Raw genomic sequence first — 22,571 nt, forward strand, 5'->3', positions numbered from 1 at the left:
GTTACCTGACCGGCGCGCCCGCCGGGACCGGGCCACCCTGGCCGGCCCCGCCCTGCGGCCGGGCCGAGACCTGCGGCAACGGCACGGTCTGCAGCACGCGCGTGATGATGTGGTCGATGGGCACGCCGTCGGCGAGCGCGTCGTAGGACAGCACGAGCCGGTGGCGCAGCACGTCCGGCACGACGTCGACGACGTCCTGCGGCAGCACGTAGTCGCGGCCGCGGACGAGGGCCAGCGCCCGCGCGGCGGCGATGATGCCGAGGCTCGCGCGCGGCGACGCGCCGTAGGACACCCAGCCGGCGACGTCGGCGAGGCCGTGCTCGTTCGGCGTCCGGGTGGTCAGCACCAGGCGCACGACGTAGTCGACGAGGGCGTGGTGCACGAACACCTGCGCCGCGACACCCTGCAGGCGGACCAGCTCGCCCGGGCTGAGCACCTCGTGCGGGGTGGGCGGGGTGACGCCCATCCGGTAGATGATCTCGCGCTCCTCCTCGGCGGAGGGGTACTCGACGAGGATCTTGAACAGGAAGCGGTCGCGCTGCGCTTCCGGCAGCGGGTACACACCCTCGTTCTCGATCGGGTTCTGGGTGGCCAGCACGAGGAACGGGTCGGGCATCGGGAACGTCTGCCCGCCGATCGACACGTGCCGCTCGGCCATCACCTCGAGCATCGCCGACTGGACCTTGGCGGGCGCGCGGTTGATCTCGTCGGCGAGCACGAAGTTCGCCACGACCGGGCCGAGCTCGACGTCGAAGCGCTCGGCGCCCTGGCGGTAGATCCGGGTGCCGAGGATGTCGGCGGGCACCAGGTCGGGGGTGAACTGCACGCGGGAGAACGACCCGCCGACGACCCGGGCGAACGTCTCCACGGCCAGGGTCTTCGCGACGCCGGGCACGCCTTCGAGCAGCAGGTGGCCCTTGGCCAGCAGGCCGACGAGCATCCGCTCGACCAGGCGGTCCTGGCCGACGATGATCCGCTTGACCTCGAACACGGTCCGCTCCAGCAACTGGGCGTCCCGGGCCGGCGTCGCGGGCTGCTGCCCGTTCCCGCCCTCGGCGTAGCCGGGCTCGGTCACTCTGCCTCCTCAAATCCGTGCGCCGCCCCCGCGACGGTGATCACGCGGTGCGACCGTACTGCGTCCCCCGGGCGTTCGTCTCATCCGGCACGCGGGCGCGCTGCTGGCCCGTGGGTAGCCAACACCTTCCCCGGTGTGACATCTGTGAAGCAGGCGCTCAGCGGTGACGCTCGAGGTCTTCGGGCGTGTCGATGTCGTCCGCTTCGCCCCGTTCGGCGGGGACGTCGGTGATCCGCAGCGCGGCGAGGGTGCGGCGCAGGGCGGCGTTTTCCAGCTCCGCGGGCAGGGCGTCCCGCAGTGCGGACACCCGCCACGCGCCGAGCAGCCACTGCCGCGCCCCGGCGGCGTCCACGAGCACCGCGCCGTCCCCGTCGCCGATCGCCGCCACCAGCCGGTCCACTGTGGACCGGCGGACGCCCGGCAGGTCGGCGGCCAGCACGGCGACCGCCTCGACGTCGCCGGGCACGAACGCGAGCCCGGCGGCCAGCGCGGCCACCGGGCCGGCGCCGGGCACCGGTTCCCGGGTCCACACGACGTCGAACCCGGGCCGCCGCGGGCCGACCGCGATGACGCGCTCGGCGCCGTCGAGGGCGTGGATCGCGCGGGCCAGCAACGGTTTCCCGCCCACCGGCAACGCCGGCTCGTCCACACCGGACGGCCGGCGGGCCGAGCCGCCGGCCACCACGATCCCCGCGTAGCGCATCCGGAGAACCCTAGCGGCCCAGCACGAGGTAGGTGAAGCCCAGCACGCCCCGGTAGTGCCCGACGTACTCGCGCAGCCGCCGGTCCAGCCACGCCCGCACGTCGCCGGCCCGCGGGTCCCCGGGGTGCGCCGACAGCCATTCCCGCCACCCGGCGCGCGAGGTGGACTCGAAGTCGTCCCATTCGAGCTGGTCGGCGGTGCTGAGGTGGTACACGTGCCAGCCGGCCGCGCCGGCGGCGTCGACCAGCTCCGGCAGGGTCAGCGTGTCCGGGCCGAAGATCTCCAGCGCGACCGGGTTCGGCGGGGCGGCCCAGAAGCCGTCGCCGTAGAGCAGCCGGCCGGACGGCACGACCCGGGCGAGCCCGTCGAGCGCCGCCTTCGTCGAGCCGAAGATGTGCGCGGCCCCGATGCAGAAGGCCCGCTCGGCGGAACCTTCCCAGGTCGCGGCGTCCGCCTCGGTGAAGTCCACCGCCAGGCCACGCTCGGCGGCCGCGGCCCGCCCGCGCTCGAGACCGGTCACGTCGGTGTCGACGCCGGTCACGCGCAGGCCGGGCGCGCGGGCGGCCGCTCGCAGGAGCAGCTCGCCCCAGCCGCAGCCGAGGTCGGCCAGGTGTCCCTCCCCCAGCGCCATCCGGTCGAGCAACAGCTCGGCGTGGGCCTCGGACAGGGGCGTGTTCCAGCGCATCCGGGTGCGCCGCAGCGCGTTCAGTTCGTCGTCCACCAGGCGATCCTGAGACCCGCGCGTGGACGGCGTCGAGCCGTTTTCGGGCATACTCGGCCGGTGACCTACACCGTCGAACCGCGGGTCGACGCCTACATCGACGCCCTGCCCGCGTGGCAGCAGGCGATCTGCCGGGAGGTCCGCGAGCTGGTGCACGCGGCCGACCCCGAGGTGGTCGAGACGATCAAGCGCACCCGGCAGCCGTACTTCGTCCTGGACGGCAACATCTGCGCCCTGCTGGCGGCGAAGGACCACGTCAACGTCTTCGTCTACGACGGCGGCATCGTCCCGGACCCCGAAGGCATCATCACCGCCGGGCACGACAACAAGACCGCCCGGACGGTCGCCTTCCGCGAAGGCGAGCCGATCAACGCGCCCGCGCTCACCGCCATGTTCCGGCAGATCATCGCGAACAACCGGGCCGGTGGCTGGCGCAAGCTCAAGCGCGAGCAGGCGGGCTGACCGGCGCTCAGCCGACGAGCCGGGTCGCGTACGGCATGATCCCGCCGTAGCGCACCGGCGCGATCCGGACCCGCAGGCCGGACTGCGGCGCCTCGACCATCTGGCCGCCGCCGAGGTAGAGCGCGACGTGGTGGATGCCGCCCGCGCCGCCCCAGAAGAGCATGTCGCCGCGGCGCATCTGCGACAGCGGGACCCGGCGGCCGGCGGTGTACTGGTAGCCGCTGTAGTGCGGCAGCGAGCGGACTCCGGCGAAGGCGTAGATCATCAGGCCGGAGCAGTCGAAGCCGATCTTGTTGTAGTCGCCGTAGCGGTCGGCGACACCGCCGTCGCGGATGCCGCGGGTCGGGCCGCTCGCGTTGCCGCCGCCCCAGGCGTAGGGCATGCCGAGCTTGGACAGCGCCCGGGCGATCGCGGCTTCGACGCCCCGCCCGGCCGGGGCCGAGGGTGCGGGCCCGGCCGCCGGGCGGCCGCCGCCGCCGGAGGAGCCGAGCGCGGCCTGTCGGGCGCGTTCGTCGTCCTCCCGCTGCTTCTGCGCGAGCCAGTCCTGGTAGCGCTGCCGTTGTCCCTGCAGGCCGTTGACCTTGGACTGCGCCGCGTAGAGCTGCTGCTCGACGTCGGACTTGTTCTTCTCCAGCTGGGTGTTCTGGGTGGCCTGGCTGTCCTGCGCCTGGACGGCGGCGGTCTGCGCGGAGTCCGCGCTGTTCTTCGCCTCGCGCGCGGCGTCCTGCTTCTGCTGCGCGATCTCGGCGGCCTTGCGGGCCGCGGAGTCCTTGTTCGACTTCTCGGTCTGCGCCTGCTGGAGCCGGTCGAGGGCGTTGAGCCGGTCGCCGCCGACGGCGTCGAGCAGCTGCGCGCGGGCGAGCATGTCCTTGGGGCTGTCGGCGCTGAGGTAGGCCGAGAGCGAGCCGACCGTGCTGCCCTGCTGGAAGCTGGCGGCGGCGAAGGTGCGGAGGTCCGCGCGGGCCTTCTCGATCGCGCCGGCCGCGGCGTCGGCCTCGGTCCGGGCGGCCTTGGCGTCGTTCTCCGCCTGGGTCGCCGCGTCCTGGGCGGACTGCAGGTCGACCAGGGCCTTGTTGGCCTCTTCCTGCTTGAGCTCGACGTCGTCCTGCAGCTGCGACAGCTTCTGCTCGGCCTGGGCGAGCTGGTTGGTCAGCTTGCCTACCTCACCGGCCTTCGCGTTCGCCTGGGCCTTGCTGTTGTTCAGCTCCGAGTCGCTCGGGTTTGGCGGCGGCGGGGGCGCCGCGAGGCCGGTGCCGCCCGCGCCGAACAAGATCACCAGGACCAGGGTGCTCACGGTCAGTCCCCGGCGCCCGCTCGGCACACACCAGCCCCTGCGCCGTTCCGGCACGACCGCCACCTCCGCTCACCTGCGCACATCGCGCGTCACTGCAGTCACACCACTATCACAAGCATCACCGGAAACTTACACACCGTAGGCACCAATTCCCCTTATTGAGGGACCCCCGGCGCGGATGGCGCAGCCCACACCGCGTGTCGTCTTGAACCCCAAACAGGACACGCGTACTGTTTGAAGCACCGCGAGGTGTGCCATCCCGAATCCGGTCCTACGGTGGGGGTGCGCAAGACTCGCCAGCACCGAACCCGACCGAACTGACCTCAGGACCCGCCCGCCGCACCGGCGCGGAAGTCCATGCCACTGGAGTTAGACGTGACCGCACCTGCCAGCAAGGACAGCTTCGGCGCCAAAGACACGCTGAAGGTCGGCGACGCCTCGTACGAGGTGTTCCGCCTGAACAAGGTCGAGGGCGCCGAGCGCCTGCCGTACAGCCTGAAGGTCCTGCTCGAGAACCTGCTGCGCACCGAGGACGGCGCGAACATCACCGCCGACCACATCCGCGCGCTGAGCTCGTGGGACCCGAAGGCCGACCCCTCGATCGAGATCCAGTTCACGCCGGCGCGCGTGATCATGCAGGACTTCACCGGTGTCCCCTGCGTCGTCGACCTCGCCACCATGCGCGAGGCCGTCACCGACCTCGGCGGCGACCCCGACAAGGTCAACCCGCTCGCCCCGGCCGAGCTGGTCATCGACCACTCGGTGATCATCGACGTCTTCGGCCGCCCCGACGCCTTCGAGCGCAACGTCGAGATCGAGTACGAGCGCAACCGCGAGCGCTACCAGTTCCTGCGCTGGGGCCAGGGCGCCTTCGACGAGTTCAAGGTCGTCCCGCCGGGCACCGGCATCGTGCACCAGGTCAACATCGAGCACCTCGCCCGCACGGTGATGTCGCGCAACGGGCAGGCCTACCCCGACTCCTGCGTCGGCACCGACTCGCACACCACCATGGTCAACGGCCTGGGCGTGCTGGGCTGGGGCGTCGGCGGCATCGAGGCCGAGGCCGCCATGCTGGGCCAGCCGGTCTCGATGCTCATCCCGCGCGTCGTCGGCTTCAAGCTGACCGGCGAGATCCCGGCGGGCGTCACCGCCACCGACGTCGTGCTCACGATCACCGAAATGCTGCGCCGCCACGGCGTGGTCGGCAAGTTCGTCGAGTTCTACGGCGAGAGCGTGGCCGCGGTGCCGCTGGCCAACCGCGCCACCATCGGCAACATGAGCCCGGAGTTCGGCTCCACCGCGGCGATCTTCCCGATCGACGAGGAGACCGTCCGCTACCTGAAGCTGACCGGCCGCTCGGCCGAGCAGGTCGCGCTGGTCGAGGAGTACGCCAAGCTGCAGGGCCTCTGGCACGACCCCTCGCACGAGGCGTCCTACTCCGAGTACCTCGAGCTCGACCTCTCGACGGTCGTCCCGTCGATCGCCGGCCCGAAGCGCCCGCAGGACCGCATCGAGCTGTCGGACGCGAAGTCGTCGTTCCGCAAGTCGATCCACGACTACGTGGACGGCGAGGACAGCACGCCGCACACCAAGATGGACGAGGCCTCCGAGGAGTCCTTCCCGGCCAGCGACGCCCCGTCGCTGTCGTTCGCCGAGGACGACGCCGCGCCGGTCACCTCCTCCGCCGCGAACGGCGCGTCGGGCCGCCCGAGCAAGCCGGTCAAGGTGTCCACTTCGGACCGCGGCGAGTTCGTCCTCGACCACGGCGCCGTGGTGATCGCTTCGATCACCTCGTGCACCAACACCTCGAACCCGTCGGTCATGCTCGGCGCCGCGCTGCTGGCGCGCAACGCCGTGGACAAGGGCCTCGCGGTCAAGCCGTGGGTCAAGACGTCGATGGCGCCGGGCTCGCAGGTCGTCACCGACTACTACACCAAGGCCAACCTGTGGCCGTACCTGGAGAAGCTGGGCTACCACCTGGTCGGCTACGGCTGCACCACGTGCATCGGCAACTCCGGCCCGCTCTCGGACGAGATCTCCGCGGCGATCCAGGAGAACGACCTCACCGCGGTCTCGGTGCTCTCGGGCAACCGGAACTTCGAAGGCCGGATCAACCCCGACGTGAAGATGAACTACCTCGCGTCGCCGCCGCTGGTCATCGCCTACGCGCTGGCCGGGACGATGGACTTCGACTTCGCGAACCAGCCGCTGGGCCAGGACACCGACGGCACCGACGTCTTCCTGAAGGACATCTGGCCGACGGCGCAGGAGATCCAGGAGACCATCGACTACGCGATCACGCAGGAGATGTTCACCAAGGACTACGCCGACGTCTTCGACGGCGGCGAGCGCTGGAAGGCGCTGCCCACCCCGGAGGGCAAGACCTTCGAGTGGGACGCCGAGTCCACCTACGTCCGGAAGCCCCCGTACTTCGAGGGCATGACGCCGGAGCCGTCGGCGGTCACCGACATCTCCGGTGCGCGCGTGCTGGCGAAGCTGGGCGACTCGGTCACCACCGACCACATCTCCCCCGCCGGCGCGATCAAGCCGGGCACCCCGGCCGCGCAGTACCTGACCGAGCACGGCGTGGAGAAGAAGGACTTCAACTCCTACGGCTCGCGGCGCGGCAACCACGAGGTGATGATCCGCGGCACGTTCGCGAACATCCGGCTGCGCAACCAGCTCCTGGACGACGTGCAGGGTGGCTACACCCGCGACTTCACCCAGGACGACGCCCCGCAGGCGTTCATCTACGACGCGGCCCAGAACTACGCGGCGCAGGGCACTCCCCTGGTCGTGCTGGGCGGCAAGGAGTACGGCTCGGGTTCGTCGCGCGACTGGGCGGCCAAGGGCACGTCGCTGCTGGGCGTGCGCGCGGTGATCACCGAGTCGTTCGAGCGCATCCACCGGTCGAACCTGATCGGCATGGGCGTCATCCCGCTGCAGTTCCCGGCGGGCGAGTCGGCCGAGTCGCTGAACCTCGACGGCACCGAGACGTTCGACATCTCGGGCATCACGGCGCTGAACGACGGCGACACCCCGCGCACGGTGCACGTCACCGCCACCAAGGCCGACGGCACGAAGGTGGAGTTCGAGGCGGACGTCCGCATCGACACCCCGGGTGAGGCGGACTACTACCGCAACGGCGGCATCCTGCAGTACGTGCTGCGGAAGATGACGCAGGCGTAAGGGTTTCCGCGCTGGTGAAGGCCTCCCCGCTCCCGGAGCGGGGAGGCCTTCGCTCGTTTCCGCCCGCGGTGAACACGGGCCCGGCCGGGCCCGGCGATCACTACAGTCGCCTCCCATGGGGACGATCACGACACGCACCGTCGAATACCCGGCCGACGGCCTGACGATGGTCGGGCACCTCGCGGTCCCGGCCGGCGCCGGCCGCCGTCCCGCGGTGCTCGTCGGGCCCGAAGGACCGGGGCTCAACGACTTCCAGCGCGGCCGGGCCGACGCCCTGGCCGAGCTGGGGTACGTGGCACTGGCCTTCGACCTGCACGGTGGCCGCTGGTTCGCCGACCCGCAGGAGATGCTGGCGCGGTGCATGCCGCTGCTGGAAGACCCCGACCGGCTACGGGACATCGGCTTCGCCGCGCTCGACGTGCTGTGCGCCGAACCCCGGACCGACCCGGACCACGTCGCCGGCATCGGCTACGGCACCGGCGGCGCGGTCGTGCTGGAGCTCGGGCGCGCCGGGGCCGGCCTGCGCGCGATCGCGACGGTCAACGGCCTGATCACCGGCCGGCCCGGTGAGGCGGCGCGCATCCGCTGCCCGGTGTGGGCCGGGGTCGGGTCGGAGGACCCGATCCAGCCGCCCGCGCAACGCGAGGCGTTCGCCGCCGAGATGCAGGCCGCGGGCGTCGACTGGCGCCTGGTCACCTACGGCGGCGCCGAGCACGCCTTCCACCACCCGCCGCTCGGGACCGGCCAGGCCGTGCTCCCCGGCGTCGGCTACCACGCCCGGCACGCCGAGCGTGCCTGGCGCGACGTCCTCGCCCTGCTCGCCGAATGCCTGCCCGCAGCCGAGTGAGCCGCTAGGCGGGCACGGCTTCCCAGCGCACGCTGGAAACCGAGGGCTCCTGCGAAAGCCGCGACACCGCCGACTCCATCTGGGCGTCGTCGCGCTGGTCGGCGGCCAGCTCGGCGCGGACCTCGACCGTGCGGCTCTCCGGCTGGTCCGTGCTCAGCACCGACAGCAGCCGGAAGTCCGTGCGGGCCAACGCTTGGACGAGCAACGCCCGCACGTGCGCCTCCGAGTCGTCGCGGGTCACCGCCTGGAACTCGTAGCGGGCGGGGGTTTCCCCGCCCGAGTCGGGGCGGCGGTCGACGACCCGGCCCAGCGGCCGCAGCACCACGTTCACCCCGACCACGACGGTGGTCCCGGCCGCCGCGACCACGAACAGCCCGGCGCCCGCAAGGGAACCCACCGCGGCGGAGCACCACAGCGTCGCCGCCGTGTTGAGGCCACGGACGTTGAGGCCGTCGCGCATGATCACACCGGCACCGAGGAAGCCGATGCCCGAGACGATCTGCGCGGCCACCCGGGTCGGGTCGGCGTCACCGCTACCGGCCAGGCCGCCGAAGCCGTGGGCGGACAGCAGGACGAACAAAGTCGCGCCGACCGCGACCAGTGCGTTGGTGCGCAGCCCGGCCATCCGGGCACGGAACTGGCGCTCGAACCCGATGACGGCGCCCAGGCCGACACCGGCGCCCACGCGCAGCAGCATTTCGAAGATGGTCATGTCCGACTCGTTTCCGGCGTGCGCGCACTGCCGGACAGGAGGAGACCGGACGCGATCAGCCCAGCCGGAAGCCTCCGGTGAGCGCACGCCCGGTCGTCCGCTGACTGTCCGCTGGCATGTGCCGCTCACCTCGCTTCCGTTGCTCGTGGTTGATCAACCGCACCACTGTAACCGAAACCTGCGGGTCAGGGCTGTGATGATCACTACGCCCAGTGCCTGCGCAGGTGCCCCACACCAGCAACGTCGGCGGCCGAAGCTCCTTGAGCAGCGGCTCGATCGCGTCCGGCTCCTCGCCCCGCTCGGGACATGAGGAACGGGCCGGGGCGACAGCGTCACCCCGGCCCGGTCACATCGGGCTTACGGCGTTTCGAACGGCTGCACGTTCGGCTGGAAGACCTGGCCGTTCGCCGGGACCTTCAGGTCGATCAGGTAGTCCGCCACGGCCTTGTCGACGCCGAGGGCGTCACCGAGGATGCAGTGGCCGAACGCGTCGACCGACAGCAGCCGGGTGTTGCCCAGCTGCGCCGCCATCCGCTGGGCGAACTTGTACTGCGTCGCCGGGTCGTAGTAGTTGCCGACCACGACGACCGGGACGTCGGTCTTCGCCTGCCACGGCCCGCGGTAGGCGTCCGGCTTCTTCGCCGGCCACACCGGGCAGGCCGCCGTGTCGGCGAAGGCCTGGTAGCGGCCGAAGGTGCGCGACTCGCGCTCCCACTTCGCGGCGATGTCCGGCACCTGCTCCTGCTTGATCTTGAACGGCTTGTCCGCGCAGTTGACGGCGAAGTACGAGTCGTCGCTGGTGTAGGGGCTGTCCGGGGCCAGGTCGGCGAGGCCCTGCTGGCCGCCGGTGAGCGCCTTCAGCCCGCGGGCCTGCAGCGTCTGCGCCTGCGCGCCGGCCGGGTGGATCGCGGTGTAGAGCGCCTGCAGGTCCTCGGCCAGGGCGGGGAACCTCGACGGCGAGTACAGGATGCTCGAGACCGCGCCGGTGAACGTGTTGATGTCCAGCGGTTCGCTGCCCGGGAGGGTGATCGGCTGCTTGCGCAGGTACTCGCGCAGCTCGTCGAACTTCGCCCGCGGGGTGCCGTCGCTGAACGCGCACTTCGGGCCGGCCTGGTCGCACCGCTTCAGGAAGCCGTCGAGCGAGATCTCGAAGCCCTGCGCGCGCTGCCGGTCGTACTCGACGCCGTCGCTCGTGCGCAGCTTCGGGTCGACGTTGCCGTCGATGACGATCGCCCGGGACTGCTTCGGGAACATCGAGGTGTAGGTCGAGCCGATCAGTGTCCCGTACGAGAAGCCGACGTAGGTCAGCTTCCGGTCGCCGACCGCCGCGCGCAGCGTGTCGAGGTCGCGCACGACGTCCTTGGTGGACATGTGGTTGAGCAGCGAGCCGGCGTTGTTCTTGCAGAACTGGCCGTAGTCGCGGTAGCTGGCGAGGGTGGCGGAGATCTGGGGGCGGCTCAGCGGCACCGCGACCTGGGCGCCGAAGACCTCGTCCGCGTCCTCCTGCGTGGTGAAGCAGCGCAGCGGGTTGCTGTCCCCGACCCCGCGCGGGTCGAACCCGATCAGGTCGAAGCGGTCGAGGACCGGCGGCTGGAAGATGAACGGGCCGCTGATCGGCATCCGCAGCCCCGAGCCGCCGGGGCCGCCGGGGTTGAGGAACAGCGAGCCGACGCGGGCGGCGGGTGTGCGGGCGGCGCGCTTGAGCAGGGCGATGTCGATGGTGCCCAGCGACGAGTTGTCGTGGTCGATCGGCACGCGGTAGCGCGCGCAGCTGTAGAACTTCACCTCGTCCGCGGGCACCCCGGCGAGGGTCGCGGACGGACAGGCGCCCCAGCTCACCGGGGCGGTCGCGCCGACCACGGCCGGCTTGACGGCGGCGTCGGTCGCGGCGGCGGCGGTGCCGGTGGCCCCGGCCACGCCGAGCCCGGCCACGAGTGCCCCCACCAGCGCGAACGAGCGCACCCGGCCCTTTGTGGATCTCCGCACGACGTCTCCCTCCCTAGGTCACGCACTCGCCGCGCGTTCAGGACGTCACGGCGCGTTACCCGGGTGAGACTGGCACAAATCGGTGAATACCGTCACCGTCCGAAAGGATGGTGGAAACCTATCGAGTGATGCGGTCCAGGAGGAAAACGGGCAACGGACGGCCCGCCTCCTTCCGCTCCATCGCGTAGCCCGGCCAGAAGGCGAGGAGTTCCCGCCACATCGCGGTGTACTCCTCGCCCGTCAGCTCGCGCGCGACGACCTCCGCCGGGCGGCCCGCCAGTGCGACCGAGGCCTTCGGGTTCGTGCGCAGGTTGAGCGCCCAGGCCGGGTCGTTCGGGCGGCCCCAGTTGGACGCCGTCAGCACGAAACCCTCGCCGTGCGGGTAGTAGAGCAGGTTGGTGCCGCGGGGCAGCCCGCTCTTGCGGCCGGTCGTCGTGAGGCGCAGGGACGGCAGCCCGGCGAGCGCGACGAGGCTCACCCGGCCGCCGAACGCCCGGTGCAGTTTCTTGTCCGCCCACACGACAAACGGAGCCGAACGCATCAGCCACGGCTTCGTGCCGACGGCCCGGGCCAGCGCCCGGAGAGGATTAGCCACGCACGGATCTTGCCAGGCTCACCCCGAACCGCTGCTGGGAGTCGGTCCACCACCGCTCGAGCGCGAACCCGGCCGCGGCCAGCTCGGCTTCGACGCCGGCGGGCCGGAACTTGGCCGAGATCTCGGTGCGGATGTGCTCCCCTTCGGCGAAGGCCACCGTCAGGTCCGCGCCGGGGATGTCCACGGTCAGCGCGCGCGGCGCCCGCAGACGCATCTCGATCCACTCGTTTTCGGCGTCCCAGTGCGAGACGTGCTCGAACTCGTCCGGGTCGAAGTTCGCGCCGAGCCGGGTGTTGATCACCCGCAGCACGTTCTTGTTGAACTCGCCCGTCACGCCGGCCGCGTCGTCGTACGCGCGCTCGAGGACGCCCGGGTCCTTCACCAGGTCGGTGCCGAGCAGCAGCCACTCCCCCTCGGCCAGGACCTCCCGCACCGACCGCAGGAACGCCGTGCGGTCGGCGGGCAGGAAGTTGCCGATCGTGCCGCCGAGGAAGGCCACCACCCGCGGCTGCCCGCCGGGCAGCAGGCCGAGGTGCTGGGTGAAGTCGCCGACAACCCCGCGGACCGCCAGACCCGGGTAGTCCTTCGAGATCGCCTCGGCGGCTTCGGCGAGCGCGGACTCGGAGACGTCGAGCGGGACGAACGCCTCCAGCGTCCCGCCCGCGGTCAGCGCGTCGAGCAGCAGCCGGGTCTTCTCGCTCGACCCGGACCCGAGCTCGACGAGCGTGTGCGCGCCGGTCAGCTCCGCGACGTCACCGGCGTGCGCGGCCAGCACCTCGCGCTCGCTGCGGGTCGGGTAGTACTCCGGCAGCTGGGTGATCTTCTCGAACAGCTCGCTGCCGTCGGCGTCGTAGAACCACTTGGGCGACAGCCACTTCTGCGCGGCGGTGAGCCCGGCGACGACGTCCGCGCGCAGCTCCGCGGTGACGGCGTCGCCGGAACGGTGGTGGTCGAGATCGACTTCGGTCATGACGACTCCTGGGTCAGGGGAAGCAGGTCCACACCGGCCGCGGTGGCGCGCACGGCGTGGTGGTCGGGAACGGGTTTCCAGCGCGGGTCACCGTCAAGGGGTTCGGACGCCAGCAGCACGCCGGCCGGGGTCTCCAGCACAGACAGCGCGTGCGTCCAAGCCGTGCCGACGAGGGTCGAGCCGTCGGTCAGCAGGAAGTTGAGCCGGGAACCGGGCGCGGCCGCCTCGACGGCGGTGGTCAGCTCGGCCACCGCTGTCAGCGGGTCCGCGCCCGTGGCGAGCCGGGCCCGCAGCAGGGCCCAGAGCACGGCCGAGTCCGTCGGCGCCTCCAGGGTCAGCAGCTCGGTCACGGGCAGGGTCTTGGCCAGCTCGGACAACGAGTCCGGCCAGCCGCGGACGACGCCGTTGTGGCTGAACAGCCACTTCCCGGCGGTGAACGGCGCCGCGGCCGCTTCGGTCACCGGCATCCCGGTGGTGCCGTTGCGGACCGCGGCGACGAACGCGCCCGCGGTCACCGCCGCCGCGAGCGGCGGCAGCGTCTCGTCCGTCCACAGTGGAGTGCCGCGGCGGTGGCGCAGCGGTGCCGGACCCGGGCCGGGGTACCACCCCAGCCCGAAGCCGTCGGCGTTCACCGAGCCGCCGCCCCGCATGTCCGCCGGGGCGTAGGACTGCACCAGCAGCGAATGCGGCGCGCGGAAAACGGCCTCGGCGGGGGAAACGGGCTCGCCGAGGTAGGCGATGTGCCTGCACATGGCGCCTAGCCCACCTCGCCCCGGGCCGCGTCACGTGCCGTGCGGAAGCCGGCGAAGATCTGCCGCCGGATCGGGTAGTCCCAGTTGCGGAACGTGCCGCGGACCGCCGCCGAGTCGGTGCCGAACGAGCCGCCGCGCAGCACCTTGTACTCCGGCCCGAAGAACACCTCCGAGTACTCCCGGTACGGGAAGGGCGCGAAGCCCGGGTAGCCGTGGAAGTCCGTGCTCGTCCACTCCCAGACGTCGCCGATCAGCTGGTGCACCCCGGTCGGCGACGCGCCGGCCGGGTACGCGCCCGCGGGCGCCGGGCGCAGGTGCCGCTGGCCCAGGTTCGCGTGCTCGGCGCCCGGTTCCTCGTCACCCCAGGGGAAGCGCCGCGACCGGCCGGTCGCCGGGTCGAACCGCGCCGCCTTCTCCCACTCCGCTTCGGTCGGCAGCCGCCGGCCGGCCCACGCCGCGTACGCCTCGGCCTCGTGGAACGACACGTGCACCACCGGCTCCTCGGCCGTGACGCGCTCGTGGACGCCGAACCGGGTCCGCCACCAGCCGTCCTGCTCCCGCTGCCAGAACCGCGGCGCGGTGACGCCGCTCTCGCGCAGGTAGGCCCAGCCGGCCGGGCTCCACCACCGCTCGTCGTCGTAGCCGCCGCTGTCGAGGAACTCGGCGTAGGCCCCGCACGTGACCGGCACGGTGTCCATCCAGAACGCCTCGACGGCCGTCTCGTGGGCCGGCCGCTCGTTGTCCAGCGCCCACGGCTCGGCCGAGGTGCCCATCGTGAACACCCCGCCCGGCACCAGCACCTCCGCCGGCAGCGAGCCCGACCGGGCGGGCGGTGGCTCCGGCGCGTGCAGCACCGGCTCGCCCGTGCGCAGCTGGTGGGTGGCCAGCATGGTCTCGTCGTGCTGCTGCTCGTGCTGGGTGATCATGCCGAAGGCGAAGGCCCGCTCGGTCAGCCGCCGCCCCTCCAGCGGCGCGTGTTCCAGCACGTCGAACGCCTTTTCGCGGACCTGCTTGACGTAGGCCCGCGCCTCCGCCGGGCCCAGCAGCGGCAGCTCGGGCCGGTCGGCCCTGGCGTGCTGGAAGGCGTCGTAGATGTCGTCGATCTCCGGACGCAGCGGCTCCCGGCCGCCCACGTCGCGGACCAGCCACAGCTCCTCCTGGACACCGATGTGCGCCAGGTCCCAGACCAGCGGCGACATCAGCTTGGAGTGCTGGCGGACGAGGTCCTCGTCGTCGACCGCGTCGGTCAGCGCGACGCTGCGGGCCCTCGCCCGTGTCAGCGCCTCCGCGGCCCGGGCGCGCAGGTCCTGCGCGCTCAGCTCGGAAAGTGCGTCGGCCTCGGTGCTCATGCGTTGCTCCTCGATCGGTACGCGCGCCCCTGCACGCTCTCGCTGATCTCGGTGATCGACTGTTCCGGCAACCCGGTGGCCGCCAGCTCGGCGCAGCCGAGGTCGGCCAGCGCGGCCGCGGCGGCCGCGAGCTCCGGGTCGGCGAGGCCGGCCCGGGCCGCCGTGGTCCACCGGTCCGCCACCGGCGCGCACAGGTCGAGGACCTTGTCCACAGTGGACGGACGGGCGAGCAGCGCCGTGACCAGGGCGACCGGCGGCAGCCACGCGCCCGGCGGCTGCGCGTCGAGGTACCGGATCTCCAGGTACCCCTGCGGGCGGACCGGGGTGAACATCGTCGTGAGGTGGTAGTCGAGGTCCGCCGACGTCGGCTTCGGCAGCAGGGCGCCCGCGCCCCTGCCGTCGATCCAGTCGCCGAAGGTCAGCCCTTCCGGCGCGTCCCACGGCCGGTTGCCGCGCGGCAGCACCATCAGCGGGGTGTCCATCAGGCGCGCGGCCCACTCCGCCGCCGGGTCGCGCGCCACGCGGGCCGTCCTCGTCCGGACCGCCTCGGTGTCGTGCACCGCGAGCCAGCGGGCCGAGGCGAACCCCGTGTCCCGCCCGGCGTGGACGCGGGAGTTGGCGAAGAGGGCGAGCAGCGGCGGCCCCATCGCGTGGGCGGCCGCCCAGCGGAACGCGTACTGGTCGGCCTCCCCCGCGTCGACGCACACCTGCAGGCCCGCGGTGCTGCACATCATCGTGAGACCGCCGGGCCCGATCGGCGCGAACCGGCGTTCCATGGCCGCGTACCGCGGCGTGCGCAGGAGCCGGCGCGGCGCGCGGTGCGCGTCGATGCCGGATTCACCGAGCTGGAGCCCGTGGCGGGCGAGGAGTTCACCCAGGTGGCGGAGATCGGCCGAGACGACTGCGTCGAGCTCGCGCAGTGTGGCCTGGGGAAGGGCGGAGACTTCGACCTGGCACCCGGGTTCGAGACTCACGGGGTTGCCGGCCGGGAGGGGCGTGGCGGGGCTGTCGGGGCGGAGTGTCCGCGGGGTGTGCGGACCCAGCGCCGTGGCCAGGAGGTCGGGATCGAGGGGTCTTGCCGGGTCGTCGGCGTGGTGCACGGTGAACTCCAGCTCGACGCCGGTCAGGCGCGGTGGTCCGTGCTTGAAACACACCGATGCGACGTACGCCTCGCCGGCCGCGCGGTCCGCGAGGACCCGCGCGGTCTGGTTGGACGCACTCCCCGACTTCTCGGGGAAGTCGTGCATCGTGGATGCTTCCGTCATGTCCGTTCCTTGTTCCGTGTGATGGAACTTCTTGACTTCGGACGCTACACGCGGGGTACGACAAAATCAGGGCTCGTCCTGCGCAGCGGGAGCCGATCACCACTTCGTAAGAACTCCCGGATCAGGGCAAAGCGGACTCGGTGCCCAGACCGAGCTCGGCCGCCGACGCCCGGACGGCCTCGATCACCAGGTGCAACGCGGGCCGGCGGAACGCGGTGCGCCGGTAGGCGATCGACACCGTCCGCAGCAGCGGCGTGGTGAGCGTGACGACGTCGATCCCCGGCGGCCGCAGCAGCCGCAGGCCCAGGTCGGAGACGAGGGTGACGCCGAGGCCGGCCCCGACCATCGCCATCGCCGTCGACTGCTCCTCGACCTCGTGGTTGATCTTCGGGGCGAAGCCGTGGCGCTTGCAGGCCGTCCGCATCGCCCGGCCGAAGTGCGACTTCGGGCTGGCCAGGATCCACGGGTGCTCGGCGAGCTCGTCCAGCGACGCCGACCCCGACGGCACCGCGCCCCGCGGCACCGCCGCGTGCAGCCGCTCGACGGCCACGACCGCGCGTTCCAGCCCGGCGTCCCACGCCGTGGGGGCGTCCGAATAGTCGATCACGAACGAGAGGTCGAGGGTGCCGTCCCGGACCGCTTCGGCGGTGTCCTCGGGCGCCAGTTCGCGGGTCCGCACCTCGATGCCGGGGTGTTCACCGGCGAGCGCCGTGAGGGCGGTCGGCAGCAGTCCCGAGGCCACCGACGCCCACACCCCGGCCGTCAACCGGACCGTTCGGGCGTCCTGCGCTTCCTCCAAAGCGAGGGTCGCCCGTTCCACCGAACCGAGGATCTCCTCGGCGTGCTCGGTCAGCAGGGTGCCGAGCTCGGTCAGCTGGACGCGCCGCCCGAGCCGTTCGAACAGCTTGGCGCCCACGTCCCGTTCGAGCTGTGCGAGCTGCTGTGATACCGCCGAGGCGGTGTAGTGCAACGCCGCGGCGGCCGCCGTGACGGTGCCCCGGCGGTGCAGCTCGCGCAGCATCCGCAAGCGGTGCAGCGAAAGCTCCATACACCAAACCTAAACGAGATCGTGCAGCAGCGTTAAATGGACGCGAGGACCACCCGGGGCGCACTCTCGGGGAGGCGGTCGGCGAGACCGCCCCCGACTTCCCTGGAGGTGAGTGGCCCTGATGACCCCGCGCAACGCCGAGCCGCTGATGCGGCTCACGTGGACCGATCCCGTCACCGGCGCGCACGGCTACCTGGTCGTGCACAGCCTGGTCTCCGGCGTCGCCACCGGGGGCACCCGGATGCGGGCGGGCTGCACGATGAGCGAGGTCGAGGACCTCGCCCGGGGCATGGCCAACAAGACCGCCACGTTCAACCTGCCTGTCGGCGGGGCCAAGGGCGGCATCGACTTCGACCCGAAGGACCCGCGCGCCTTCGACGTCCTGAAGCGGTTCTGCGCGTTCCTGCGGCCGTGGCTCGACGCCCACTGGGTGACCGCCGAGGACCTCGGCGTGCCCCAGCACCTGATCGACGAGGTGTTCGCGGAGCTCGGTCTAGAGCAGTCGTACCACGCGGCGATCCGCCGTTCGGCCGATCCCGCGCGCACGCTGCGCCGGGTCCAGGCCGGCCTCAACGCGCCGGTCCCCGGCGGGCTGCTGCTCGGTGACGTCGTCGGCGGCTACGGCGTGGCGCAGGCGTGCCTCGGCGTCGCGGCGGCGTGGGACTGGGACGTGCGGGAGACGACCGTCGCGATCCAGGGCATCGGCACCATGGGCGGCGGCGCGGCCTGGTACCTGCACGAAGCCGGGATGAAGGTGGTCGCGGTCGCCGACGCGGCGGGCACGCTCTACGACCCGGTGGGGCTCGACGTCCCGGCGCTGCTCGAGCTGCGCGACCGCTTCGGCGAGGTCGACCGCTCCCGGCTGCCGGCCGGGGTCCGGGCGCTGCCGCGCGAGACCATCGTCGGGATCGACGCGGACGTCTTCGTGCCGGCGGCGATCTCCTACGCGCTGCGGCCGGACAACGAGAACCTGGTCAAGGCCAAGGTCGTCGTCGAAGCGGCCAACGCGGCGACCACCCCGGAAGCCGAAGCGGCGCTCTCCGCGCGTGGGGTCGCGGTGGTCCCCGACTTCGTCGCCAACGCCGGCGCGGCCGCCTGGGCGTGGTGGCTGTTGCTGGGCGAGGTCGGCGCCGACCCGGCCGACTCGTTCCTGCGGCTGCGCACCGAGATGCAGGCCAAGGTGGCGCTGCTGCTGACCGAGTGGAACATGGACCGGCTGCCGCTGCGCGTCACCGGGCTGCGGCTGGCCGAGACCACCCGGGCCCAGCGCGCCGAAGCGGCGCTGACGCCGGAGGGTGAGCCCGCACTGCTGATTCCCTGACCCGGCTCGGAAGCCCCGCCCGGGGCTTCCGACCCGTCAGCGGGCGAAGCGGTCGGTCGCGCCGACCAGGACGTCCTGCATCGACACGTCCTGCGTGCTGTGGCCGACGTCGCCGAGCAGGACCAGCTCGCTGGCCGGCCAGCCGTGGTGCAGCAGCCAGGGCGTGCCGACGATGTTGCTCGTGTCGAGCACGCCCTGCGCCAGCACCGCCGGGATGTCGGCGAGCTTGCCGAGCTCGCGCAGGATTTCGCCGTCGGGCAGGAAGGCCCGGTTGCTGAAGTAGTGCGTGACCAGCCGGGCGAAGCAGAGCCGGAAGGCCGGGTCCTCGAAGGACTTGTACGGGGGCACGCCCGGGAGCATCGCGTCTTCCCAGGCGGTCCAGTCGTCGGCTGCCTTGTGGTGGACCGCCGGGTCGGGATCCATCAGCAGCCGGTGGTAGGCGGCGGACAGGTCGCCGTCGCGCTCGTTCTCCGGCACTCCTCGGCGGAACTTCTCGAAGGCCTCCGGGAAGTACGCGCCGAGGCCGCGGATGAGCATCTCGACTTCGAGGAAGCGGTCGGTCGCCAGACCCATCAGGACCATTTCGGTGACCCGGCCGGGGTGCCGCAGGGCGTAGGTCAGGCTCAGCACGCACCCCCAGGAACCGCCGAACAGCAGCCACTTTTCGATGCCGAGCCGGGTGCGCAGCAGCTCGAAGTCCGCGACGAGGTGGTCGGTCGTGTTGGCGGAGAGGTCGGCGACCGGGGCGCCGGCGTGCGGGAGGCTGCGGCCGCAGCCGCGCTGGTCGACGAGCACCACCCGGTACTTCGCCGGGTCGAAGTACCGGCGGAGGTTCGTCGAGCAGCCCGAGCCCGGACCGCCGTGCACGACCAGGGCCGGCTTGCCGTCCGGGTTCCCGCAGGTCTCCCAGTACATCTCGTGCCCGTCACCGACGTCGAGCAGGCCGTGGTCGTACGGCTCGATCTCGGGGTACAGCATTAGCGCGTCCTTCCTGCCCGCGGAATACAACAGCACTGTCACATTAGCGGGTCAGACGAGGGCGCCGGCCAGCTCCATGAGCGTGTCGGCCAGTTCACGCGGGCCCGCCGGCCCGATGTGGATGACCGCGTCCTCGCCCGTGCCGGAGGTGTAGCTGAGGTAGCGGCCCCAGTCCGTGTCGGCGTAGTGCAGGGGCTGCTGCAGGCAGGTGTGCCGCCCGACGTCGTCACGACGGCCGACGTAGAGTTCCCCGCTGCCCTGCACCGGCCGCTGGACGAGGCTGATGACGTCGGCGATCGCCGGGGCCAGCGGGTAGGCGTCCTGCCCGAGGCGGGCGGCCTCGGTCAGGTCCGCCACGCGGACCGAGCGCGGGTGACCGCCACCCGGGCCGACCGGCGGCAGCTGCTCGACGAGGGACTCGGCGAGCCTGTTCCGGTCGATCTCCTGCACGCCGACGTGCGTGCCGTCGGAGACCGCCAGGATCGCCTGCAGCCCTTTCGCCGCCGCCAGCACGCCGTAGGTCTGCCCGTCCGCGCCGACCCAGCCGTAGCACTCCCGCGCCGGGTTCACCAGCAGCGGCAGCCAGTCGAGGAAGTCGACGGTGGCGCGGCCGCGCGCGTCGACCAGGCCCGCCTCCGCCAACGCGGCCTCGACCCGCTTGTCCGCTTCGTCGCGCTCCGCGTCCGAAAGCCACAACGGCTCCGGACGCAGGGTGATGTGCAGCTGCCCGACCTGTTCGCGCTCGGCCAGTGCGGCCAGCGCCTCGACCGGAACGTCCACCCGGCCTGTGACCACGTCCACCCGCTTACTCGCTCTACTCGCTCTACTCGCCGATGACCGGCGGGCTGGTCCGCTGGTCGGTGCCGAAGATCGCGTCCGGGTCCGCCTCGATCAGGAAGTCCGGCCGCTGGTGCTCATCATCTTCCTCACCCTCGCCCCGGCGGCCGCCGGCACCCATGGGTCCCATCTGCCCGGAGCGCCCACCGGCCGACCGCGCGGCGGCGGCCTCCGCGGCGGCGGCGTTGCCGAGGCTGCCCATGCCGGACCCGCGCCCGCTGCCCAGCCCGCGCTCCCCCGCGGCGCCGGCGCCGCTGCCGGTCCCGCCGCTGCCGCCGCCCCCGATCGGGCGACCGTTGGAGTCGAGGAGCCGTCCGCCCGCCGAGCCACTGCTCGGCCCGCGGCCGCCGGTGCTCGAGTACGGGTCGTTGCCGAAGGTGTTCGAGTAGTTGTTGCCGCCGCCCCCACCGCCGGTGTTGGTCGGGTAGAAGTCGATCCCGTCGGTGCCGACGGGCGTCTTCCCCGGCCGGTCGGTGCTCGGCGGAAACGGCCGCGTCGTGGTCGGCCGGGTGGTGCTGGTCGGGCGCGTCTCGTCCTCGGACCGCGGCACGACGACCGGCCGGGTCGGGTCGGTGGGCCGGTTCGGATCCGTGGGCCGGGTCGGGTCCGTGGGCCGGTCGGTGCTGCCGGGCTTGTCGGGGTTCCCGGTGTGGGTGGTGTCGACGCTCGTGGTCGACGTGTGGTCGTCGTCGCCCCCGGGCGGGTTCGGCTTGAGCTCGTGTTCGTTGATGATGAGCGGCCGGATCGGCGGCGGCTTGATCGGCGGCGGTCCACCACCCTGGTTGACGGCGATTTCGGCGCTGTCGGCCTCCAGCACGCCGTAGTTGGCGGGAAGCGTCGCGCTCGTGCCGTTGGTGACGACGTTGTACTGGTCCATCACCCGGACGTTCGTCTCGTTCGCCGCGTTGTACTTCGCGATCCCGGTCTGGTAGTCGTCGATGTCGTCCTTGGCCATGAACGGCCCGGCGATCGGGATCGCGGCCTTGAGCCCGGTTGTCCACGGGTTGGGCTTCTCGGGCTTGGGCGGCACCTGGACGACGGTGTTGCTGGAGTGGTCGAAGACCTCGGTCTGGGTGTCGACGGAAGCCTTGGTCTCGTCGAGTGGCAGCGCGGTCTCGGCGAAGGCCAGCTCGAGCGGAGCCGCGCCGGCGTCGGCCGCGTTGGCGGCGGGCCCCGTCCAGGCCTGCATCATCCGGCTCTGGAGCGCCTTGATGCCCTCCGCACGAGCCTGGTAAGCCTGCGAAAGCTTGTTCACCGACTCGGACATCCGCCGGAGCCCGTCGGTGTCCCCCTGTTTGAAGTTGTCGTAAATCTGCTTGCCGTCCACTCGTCAAGCCCCCTTGAGTGTTTTGACCAGCGCGGCCGCGGCCCCTTGCGCGGCGTCGCAGGAATCCTGTTGCCCCTCATAGCCTTCCGAAAACACCGACACCGCCAAGTCGTCGGCGAGCCCGACAGCCAGGCTGCAGTTCCCGGCCGGGCGACGGTCGCTGATGTCGAAGTACACCGCGGGATATCCCTCGATGTCGGGCGCGCGCTCGAGAAACTTGAAGAGGCCGTTCGGACGTTCATAGGCGGCCTGGACACCGGCCAGCCCGCCCGCACCGGCGTCGCGGTTGCCGGTGCCGAGGATGACCAGCAGGCTAATCCCCTCGCCATGGATCTTCCAGCCGCAGCTGGGGCCCGACTGGCCCTCAGGCGTGCTGTCCCGCGGGCGCGGCTCGCCAGGATCGGTGAACTTCAGCCTGGTCAGCTCGTCGTTGGGGACGAGCCCGCATGTGTCGCTTTCGTACTTCGCCACGTCCAGCGGAGCGGTTACTTTCGGAACGTCTCCGGCCGGCCCCGCCGACGACGATGTTCCCGACGAGGACTCGGAATTCACCGGCGTGGCCGTGCCACCGGTCTGCGAGGTGCAGCCGGCCACGAACGCGCAGGCCACGACAACGGCCCCGCTGAGAGCACTCGCGCGGGTGCTTTTGCCCAGACTCACGTCGCCTGCCTGAAGGTTTCGGACATGTTCTGATCGGTAACGACGGTCTTCGCCTGCGCTTCCTTGAGCTTCTTGATGTAGCCCTGCACGTACTTGCGCATCGAGTCGTTTTGCGCCTGCAAAGAGGCGATCGAAGTGTTCGCCGCCGACGCGTAGTTCCCGCTGGCCGAGTCCTGCCCGGGCGCCAACGCGGCGTTCGCGAGCGTTCGGATCGTGTCGCCGTCGTCGACGATCTTGTCCAGCTCGTCTTCCCAAAGTCCGATCACCGAGGCGAGCTCTTCAGGGTCCATCGCGAACTTGCCGCCGCCCCCGCCACCGCCGCCGTAGACGTGCCCGCTGTGGCCCAGGATGTCGCCACCCCAGACGGCTTGGACCGCCTGCCCGGCTTCGCCGATGATCACGTCCCGCACCTGCCCCTCAGTTCACCCACCGTGATGATGCAAAGACTAGCCAACTGTCTCAAGCCGTGTCAGCGAATCG

At 71.9% G+C, this 22,571-nt stretch carries 21 protein-coding genes; 4 read left to right on the forward strand and 17 right to left on the reverse strand.

The window, feature by feature from the left end; translation table 11 throughout:
- Position 1: 1 nt before the first annotated feature.
- The 3 genes from ACZ61C_RS10765 to ACZ61C_RS10775 all read right to left on the reverse strand — a co-directional run bounded on the left by ACZ61C_RS10765 (position 2) and on the right by ACZ61C_RS10775 (position 2,499).
- Positions 2–1,075: an AAA family ATPase gene (locus tag ACZ61C_RS10765; protein WP_360181304.1), complete on the reverse strand. Its 1,074-nt coding sequence runs from the start codon at positions 1,073–1,075 to the stop codon at positions 2–4.
- A 157-nt stretch (positions 1,076–1,232) separates the two neighbouring features.
- The gene (gene mobA / locus ACZ61C_RS10770; RefSeq protein WP_465305212.1) at positions 1,233–1,778 is read right to left on the reverse strand and encodes a molybdenum cofactor guanylyltransferase; all 546 of its coding nucleotides are present in this window, start codon (positions 1,776–1,778) and stop codon (positions 1,233–1,235) included.
- 10 nt (positions 1,779–1,788) lie between these two features.
- Positions 1,789–2,499 (reverse strand): SAM-dependent methyltransferase, encoded by a 711-nt coding sequence (locus ACZ61C_RS10775; protein WP_465305214.1) that lies wholly within the window; start codon positions 2,497–2,499, stop codon positions 1,789–1,791.
- Positions 2,500–2,559: 60 nt separating this feature from the next.
- Here ACZ61C_RS10775 and ACZ61C_RS10780 point away from each other — a divergent pair, with 60 nt between their 5' ends.
- Entirely contained in the window at positions 2,560–2,961 is a 402-nt protein-coding gene (locus ACZ61C_RS10780) for a DUF1801 domain-containing protein (protein WP_465305216.1), read from the forward strand.
- A gap of 7 nt (positions 2,962–2,968) precedes the next feature.
- Here ACZ61C_RS10780 and ACZ61C_RS10785 read toward each other — a convergent pair whose 3' ends face one another.
- Positions 2,969–4,282, reverse strand: a complete 1,314-nt coding sequence (locus tag ACZ61C_RS10785) for an NlpC/P60 family protein (RefSeq protein ID WP_465305637.1) — start codon at positions 4,280–4,282, stop codon at positions 2,969–2,971.
- A gap of 330 nt (positions 4,283–4,612) precedes the next feature.
- Between ACZ61C_RS10785 and ACZ61C_RS10790 the strand changes: the two genes are divergently transcribed.
- Positions 4,613–7,444: an aconitate hydratase gene (locus ACZ61C_RS10790; protein ID WP_465305218.1), complete on the forward strand. Its 2,832-nt coding sequence runs from the start codon at positions 4,613–4,615 to the stop codon at positions 7,442–7,444.
- A 115-nt stretch (positions 7,445–7,559) separates the two neighbouring features.
- A complete protein-coding gene (locus ACZ61C_RS10795; protein WP_465305220.1) occupies positions 7,560–8,291 on the forward strand; it encodes a dienelactone hydrolase family protein in 732 nt (243 codons plus the stop codon).
- A 4-nt stretch (positions 8,292–8,295) separates the two neighbouring features.
- On the opposite strand, the gene ACZ61C_RS10800 is transcribed toward ACZ61C_RS10795, so the two are convergent.
- The 8 genes from ACZ61C_RS10800 to ACZ61C_RS10835 form a co-directional block, all read right to left on the reverse strand.
- The gene (locus tag ACZ61C_RS10800; RefSeq protein ID WP_465305222.1) at positions 8,296–9,003 is read right to left on the reverse strand and encodes an MgtC/SapB family protein; all 708 of its coding nucleotides are present in this window, start codon (positions 9,001–9,003) and stop codon (positions 8,296–8,298) included.
- 357 nt (positions 9,004–9,360) lie between these two features.
- Positions 9,361–10,965 (reverse strand): alpha/beta hydrolase, encoded by a 1,605-nt coding sequence (locus ACZ61C_RS10805; protein WP_465305639.1) that lies wholly within the window; start codon positions 10,963–10,965, stop codon positions 9,361–9,363.
- Positions 10,966–11,107: 142 nt separating this feature from the next.
- Positions 11,108–11,530: a nitroreductase family deazaflavin-dependent oxidoreductase gene (locus ACZ61C_RS10810; RefSeq protein WP_465305641.1), complete on the reverse strand. Its 423-nt coding sequence runs from the start codon at positions 11,528–11,530 to the stop codon at positions 11,108–11,110.
- Positions 11,531–11,576: 46 nt separating this feature from the next.
- Entirely contained in the window at positions 11,577–12,554 is a 978-nt protein-coding gene (gene egtD, locus ACZ61C_RS10815) for an L-histidine N(alpha)-methyltransferase (RefSeq protein WP_465305224.1), read from the reverse strand.
- Positions 12,551–13,306 carry an ergothioneine biosynthesis protein EgtC gene (egtC, locus tag ACZ61C_RS10820; protein WP_465305226.1) on the reverse strand — a complete coding sequence of 252 codons (756 nt, stop codon included), beginning with the start codon at positions 13,304–13,306 and terminating at the stop codon, positions 12,551–12,553. The genes egtD and egtC overlap by 4 nt, the downstream gene beginning before the upstream one ends.
- A 5-nt stretch (positions 13,307–13,311) precedes the next feature.
- Entirely contained in the window at positions 13,312–14,655 is a 1,344-nt protein-coding gene (egtB, locus tag ACZ61C_RS10825) for an ergothioneine biosynthesis protein EgtB (protein ID WP_465305228.1), read from the reverse strand.
- Positions 14,652–15,920, reverse strand: coding sequence for a glutamate-cysteine ligase family protein (locus ACZ61C_RS10830; RefSeq protein ID WP_465305230.1), 1,269 nt, complete (start codon positions 15,918–15,920; stop codon positions 14,652–14,654). Before ACZ61C_RS10830 ends, egtB begins: the two co-directional genes overlap by 4 nt.
- Before the next feature lie 121 nt (positions 15,921–16,041).
- Positions 16,042–16,968 carry a LysR family transcriptional regulator gene (locus ACZ61C_RS10835; protein WP_465305232.1) on the reverse strand — a complete coding sequence of 309 codons (927 nt, stop codon included), beginning with the start codon at positions 16,966–16,968 and terminating at the stop codon, positions 16,042–16,044.
- 121 nt (positions 16,969–17,089) lie between these two features.
- Between ACZ61C_RS10835 and ACZ61C_RS10840 the strand changes: the two genes are divergently transcribed.
- Positions 17,090–18,289: a Glu/Leu/Phe/Val dehydrogenase dimerization domain-containing protein gene (locus ACZ61C_RS10840; RefSeq protein ID WP_465305234.1), complete on the forward strand. Its 1,200-nt coding sequence runs from the start codon at positions 17,090–17,092 to the stop codon at positions 18,287–18,289.
- A 36-nt stretch (positions 18,290–18,325) separates the two neighbouring features.
- Here ACZ61C_RS10840 and pip read toward each other — a convergent pair whose 3' ends face one another.
- Genes pip through ACZ61C_RS10865 form a run of 5 tightly spaced genes read right to left on the reverse strand, consistent with a single transcriptional unit; the run spans position 18,326 to position 22,492 of the window.
- The gene (pip, locus tag ACZ61C_RS10845) at positions 18,326–19,267 is read right to left on the reverse strand and encodes a prolyl aminopeptidase (RefSeq protein ID WP_465305236.1); all 942 of its coding nucleotides are present in this window, start codon (positions 19,265–19,267) and stop codon (positions 18,326–18,328) included.
- A gap of 51 nt (positions 19,268–19,318) precedes the next feature.
- The gene (locus ACZ61C_RS10850) at positions 19,319–20,047 is read right to left on the reverse strand and encodes an ESX secretion-associated protein EspG (RefSeq protein WP_465305643.1); all 729 of its coding nucleotides are present in this window, start codon (positions 20,045–20,047) and stop codon (positions 19,319–19,321) included.
- Positions 20,048–20,090: 43 nt separating this feature from the next.
- The gene (locus tag ACZ61C_RS10855; RefSeq protein WP_465305238.1) at positions 20,091–21,431 is read right to left on the reverse strand and encodes a hypothetical protein; all 1,341 of its coding nucleotides are present in this window, start codon (positions 21,429–21,431) and stop codon (positions 20,091–20,093) included.
- Between the two features lie 3 nt (positions 21,432–21,434).
- A complete protein-coding gene (locus ACZ61C_RS10860; RefSeq protein WP_465305240.1) occupies positions 21,435–22,091 on the reverse strand; it encodes a DUF3558 domain-containing protein in 657 nt (218 codons plus the stop codon).
- Positions 22,088–22,492 (reverse strand): hypothetical protein, encoded by a 405-nt coding sequence (locus ACZ61C_RS10865; RefSeq protein WP_465305242.1) that lies wholly within the window; start codon positions 22,490–22,492, stop codon positions 22,088–22,090. The genes ACZ61C_RS10860 and ACZ61C_RS10865 overlap by 4 nt, the downstream gene beginning before the upstream one ends.
- Between the last annotated feature and the right edge of the window lie 79 nt (positions 22,493–22,571).

Source organism: Amycolatopsis sp. NPDC104587 (assembly GCF_055583645.1).

Coding starts and splice junctions, on each gene's coding strand:
- mobA (WP_465305212.1), bottom strand. CDS start 1,778: ATGCGCTACGCGGGGATCGTGGTGGCCGGCGGCTCGGCCCGCCGGCCG.
- ACZ61C_RS10790 (WP_465305218.1), top strand. CDS start 4,613: ATGCCACTGGAGTTAGACGTGACCGCACCTGCCAGCAAGGACAGCTTC.
- ACZ61C_RS10795 (WP_465305220.1), top strand. CDS start 7,560: ATGGGGACGATCACGACACGCACCGTCGAATACCCGGCCGACGGCCTG.
- ACZ61C_RS10800 (WP_465305222.1), bottom strand. CDS start 9,003: ATGACCATCTTCGAAATGCTGCTGCGCGTGGGCGCCGGTGTCGGCCTG.
- ACZ61C_RS10810 (WP_465305641.1), bottom strand. CDS start 11,530: ATGCGTTCGGCTCCGTTTGTCGTGTGGGCGGACAAGAAACTGCACCGG.
- egtD (WP_465305224.1), bottom strand. CDS start 12,554: ATGACCGAAGTCGATCTCGACCACCACCGTTCCGGCGACGCCGTCACC.
- egtC (WP_465305226.1), bottom strand. CDS start 13,306: ATGTGCAGGCACATCGCCTACCTCGGCGAGCCCGTTTCCCCCGCCGAG.
- egtB (WP_465305228.1), bottom strand. CDS start 14,655: ATGAGCACCGAGGCCGACGCACTTTCCGAGCTGAGCGCGCAGGACCTG.
- ACZ61C_RS10830 (WP_465305230.1), bottom strand. CDS start 15,920: ATGACGGAAGCATCCACGATGCACGACTTCCCCGAGAAGTCGGGGAGT.
- ACZ61C_RS10835 (WP_465305232.1), bottom strand. CDS start 16,968: ATGGAGCTTTCGCTGCACCGCTTGCGGATGCTGCGCGAGCTGCACCGC.
- ACZ61C_RS10840 (WP_465305234.1), top strand. CDS start 17,090: ATGACCCCGCGCAACGCCGAGCCGCTGATGCGGCTCACGTGGACCGAT.
- pip (WP_465305236.1), bottom strand. CDS start 19,267: ATGCTGTACCCCGAGATCGAGCCGTACGACCACGGCCTGCTCGACGTC.